The 3,979-nt window shown below is 37.4% G+C and carries 4 protein-coding genes; 2 read left to right on the forward strand and 2 right to left on the reverse strand.

What is annotated here, in order from left to right:
* Together F6K13_RS22235 and F6K13_RS22240 are read right to left on the reverse strand one after the other, a co-directional pair.
* Positions 1–874 (reverse strand): glycosyltransferase family 2 protein (locus F6K13_RS22235; protein WP_287288409.1); only part of this gene is annotated, 874 nt, incomplete at its 3' end.
* A 328-nt stretch (positions 875–1,202) separates the two neighbouring features.
* Positions 1,203–2,120, reverse strand: coding sequence for a glycosyltransferase family 2 protein (locus F6K13_RS22240; protein ID WP_124144102.1), 918 nt, complete (start codon positions 2,118–2,120; stop codon positions 1,203–1,205).
* A 333-nt stretch (positions 2,121–2,453) separates the two neighbouring features.
* On the opposite strand from F6K13_RS22240, the gene cobU reads away from it, so the two are divergent.
* Positions 2,454–3,017 (forward strand): bifunctional adenosylcobinamide kinase/adenosylcobinamide-phosphate guanylyltransferase, encoded by a 564-nt coding sequence (cobU, locus tag F6K13_RS22245; protein WP_124144101.1) that lies wholly within the window; start codon positions 2,454–2,456, stop codon positions 3,015–3,017.
* A 141-nt stretch (positions 3,018–3,158) separates the two neighbouring features.
* Complete coding sequence (locus tag F6K13_RS22250) at positions 3,159–3,608, forward strand: hypothetical protein (RefSeq protein ID WP_124144100.1); 450 nt, start codon at positions 3,159–3,161, stop codon at positions 3,606–3,608.
* The last annotated feature ends 371 nt before the right edge of the window (positions 3,609–3,979 follow it).

Here is a 3,979-nt window from a genome sequence, read left to right on the forward strand (position 1 = left end):
TCTGACCACCACAATCTTTAAGTTCGTAAAGTTTAACACCTATTTGATACTCATATTGACTCAGTAACCTACCGTAAATATATCCTGCTTTACCATCTAAAAACCCTAATTGAATAAAGTAAAATAAAATAAACCTCAATATCGGTTTAAACGGTAATCTTACCCATATCTTCTTCAGAAAACGTTTACGCTGTACCGCATCCCCAAATAAACTTGCACCAATAGTTCCATCATCATCCTGACCAGTCAGTATATTATAATGTACTCGCGCTTCCCAGTTAGAATAACGATTGTGTCTTTCCAACCAGTGGAATAAATCACGAAAATCTTCGTGAAGCATATCATTTTTCAGATAGCCTACCTTTCCATTCAAAACAACGTGTTCATGCACTTCATTATCCCCCGTATTGGCCACTCCCTCAGTTCCTAAATTCTCGTAGCGACCTTCTTTATGCTTAAATAAACGCAGATTCCAATCAGGATATTTACCCCCATAACGAATCCATTTACCTAGAAAAAATACTCGTCTATTAAGGTAGTAACCATTGTAATTTGGGTCTTGAATAGCTACAGCAATTTCATCCCATTGCTCAGGAGTAATACGTTCGTCACAATCAACAATAAGTACCCACTCATTCCGAAATGGCAAATTTTCTAAAGACCAATTTTTCTTTTTTGGCCATTGACCATTAAAATGGAACTGTACTAAATTTGCTCCATAACTTTCTACAATTTCCCCGGAATGATCGCTGCTTTGAGAATCTACTACAAATATCTCATCTGCTCTTGCAACACTATCTAGACAAGCGGGTAAATTTTTTTCTTCATTCTTAGCCGGGATGAGAACTGAAACTGGTATCTTAGATGATGTCATAGTTCAGAATTTTATAGATAGGTATTACCTTATTTTATTATCGCTATAGTTCGAAGGCACTAATAGTTTTGTATTGAGTTGCCTTGGGTTAGTATTTAGATAGTTAGGATTTGATGTTGAGTGGCCTTGAGTTAATCTTTAGGTAAGTACGATTTGAGATTGAGTGGACTTGGGTTAGTATTTCTACAGGACGATCAACTTTTTTTACCTACCACCTAAAATCTACCACATAATACCTACTTCATAAATATCATGCCCTGATATTTTGAGTGGCTTTGGGTTAGCTTTTAGGCAGGGCGATCGGCTTTTTTTACCTACCACCTAAAATCTACTTCGTAGATATCATGCCCTGAATAGCTGCACCTAGATAGCCTATTTGAGCATAAGCATAGACAAAATTATCAAAACGTTTGGCCGGGTCTGCTATATTTTTTAGAGACTTGTACACACCCCTAATCATTCTATCGCTCCCCTTTCTTATTTGTCTAAGACCCGCCTGACCAGCTAGTTGTTCGCGATAACATTCGCTAATGCCTTGCCACCAACCTCTCTCAATAAACCAGGAAGGTCTAACCCTTTCAGGAGCTACATTATGAGCAACCAAAGCTTCAGGTAAATAAGCTACTTGCCAACCTTGCTTGATTGCTAATTCTGTGGTGTGTAATTCTTCATTAGACAGTAGCTTTTTGCCCACTCGACCTAAGTTAGTATCAAAGCCATCAATTTGTTCAAGAAATGTACGACGAATGGAATAATTTAAACCTCTGGGAGTTAAACCAGGCTGATTAATATACACTACAGAATCACCAAGGTCATAGTAACCTAGGTTTCCTGATAATTCTGGAGAAAGCCATTTGGGGGGGGTAATTCCTTCTGGCCAAATCAAGGTAACTTTACCACCAGCGATCGCTAGTTTTTCATTACTTTGAAAAGCTTCTTGCAATACCCTTAACCATTGGGAACTAGCAACAGCATCATCATCAAGATAAGCTAAAATTTCTGCACTGGCTGCTTTTGCCCCTGTATTTCTGGCCACAGATAATCCTGTGACTGGCTCATATACATATTTCAGATTGGGACTAGGATATCTTGCTTCTACTACTTCGCGGGTGCGGTCAGTGGAAGCATTGTCTACTACTACTACTTCAAAGCTACCAGGAAAATCCTGTCCAAGTAGGCTATCTATGGCAGCTCCTAAGTAATTGTCCCGATTATGAGTGCAGATAATAGCAGATATTTTGGCCATAGTTAATTCTTACTATTTTGGAGTTTTCACGGATTTTGGCCGAACTTACTATTTACTAATTTATTCTAATTTATTATCCTTTATTTTCAGTTTACACTGGATTATACCAATTCTCAAAAGTAATGATATACTTAGGTAAGACTTCAGTTATTAAGTAATTAACGTAGGCAAAACAACTTTTTTGCTAATTAGTAGCCTAGTTAATGTTAATTATTCTTATGTTTACTTATCTGTAGGGGCGTTAGCGGCAGCTAACGCCTCTATTCCCCTAATCCCCGACTCAAGAAAATGTAGAAAAGTTTTTGAGAAATAGTATTATTTGTTTGTATTCCCATGAATTCTCCTCAAGCTACTTCTAAGAAACTAATTTTGGTCACAGGTCCTGCTCGCTCTGGTAAAAGTGAGTGGGCTGAAAATTTGGCGATTAGTTCTCACAAACAAGTAATTTATATAGCTACCTCTCAAGTTGATGGTCAAGACCTAGAGTGGCAAACTCGAATTGAACAACATCAAAACCGTCGCCCTCCTGATTGGACTACCTTAGAAATACCTGTGAAACTATCAGAAACTTTGACTACTTATGCACATCAAGACTGTTGTATTTTGGTAGATTCTTTAGGTACTTGGTTGGCTAATATTTTGTCACAAGATGAACCAGCTTGGAATGAAACTTTAGCAGCTTTGATTGAAGCTTTATTAAAAGCTAGTAGCGATGTAATTTTAGTGGGTGAAGAAACAGGTTGGGGAGTAGTTCCTTCGTTTCCTATCGGACGACTATTTCGTGATCGCCTTGGTCATCTGATTCGTCGAGTTGGAGTAATTTCTCAGTCTGTTTATCTAGTTACAGGAGGTCATGTTTTGAATCTTAGTGCTTTAGGCACACCTTTGAATATTTAATTCTTAATTTATTCTAAAGGAATAAAGTATTAGCTTCACTCCCCAATTTTAACGATGGAAAAGTTAGAATGAAGGTAGATGAACGAGGCTATTTATTAGCTTTGAAGTTCTATGAAACGGAAAATATCGGAGCTAAAAATTATGGCATCTCACGATCAAGTCAAACAATATATTGCCTGTTGGTTTCAGTTAGGTAAGAAGGTATTAATGAGAAATGGCCAAGCAGCTATAAAACCTCAAATCGTACTTTTAGGCGATCGCTACAGTCAAGATTTTGAATCATGCTGGCAACAAATTTTATCTTCTGGATCGGGAGATTGTTTTTTAGAGGGGACACATCAAACAATTGCAGAATTATTATCTCCAGAGTGGGACATTAGTGATTGTGCCCGTTGTTCGATGCCTATCCCATCTCGTGTTAAAGGAATGCCCCCAGATTGTTGTCCATGTTTCGATTTACCTAGTTGGCCTGATAATGAAAAACCATTGCCGCGATCGCCCATCAATAATAAATCATATTTACTGGGTATTTGTGAGCGATTATTCAACAAAAAAGAAAGTATTACTACTCATAGTCACCATTCTGAATAGGAAGATTTTAAGCATCTTTTCGGGTATTTTGGAAAACATTCAAGAATTCACAAGTAATTCCTGACTAACTTTGAGCATTTATAAATGTCCGCGCCCTATTTGCGTAAGTAAGTCGGTGAAAAAAAACCAAAGTATGTAAAGAAATTTTAAGCAGTTTGATTTGAGTAAAATTTAAAACGTTCTGTACTGTAGTTTCCCTTTTCTCCCCTAGCTTGAATACCGTCAATTACTGCATAAGCAAGATCTAATATCAAATCCGGTAGCATCGGTATAAAAAAATTAAACCTGATAAATTAAGGGATGAATAGTAAGAGTTGGGCGATCGCCATGCCGAGATTGTTAAAGCTAGAACCACACAAAAGTATCGAAGA

This window comes from Okeania sp. SIO2B9 (assembly GCF_010672505.1).
In the GTDB taxonomy this organism is placed as follows: domain Bacteria; phylum Cyanobacteriota; class Cyanobacteriia; order Cyanobacteriales; family Microcoleaceae; genus Okeania; species Okeania hirsuta.

Excerpts from the sequence above, each read along its gene's own strand:
- F6K13_RS22240 (WP_124144102.1), bottom strand. The coding sequence starts at position 2,120 with ATGGCCAAAATATCTGCTATTATCTGCACTCATAATCGGGACAATTAC.
- cobU (WP_124144101.1), top strand. The coding sequence starts at position 2,454 with ATGAATTCTCCTCAAGCTACTTCTAAGAAACTAATTTTGGTCACAGGT.
- F6K13_RS22250 (WP_124144100.1), top strand. The coding sequence starts at position 3,159 with ATGGCATCTCACGATCAAGTCAAACAATATATTGCCTGTTGGTTTCAG.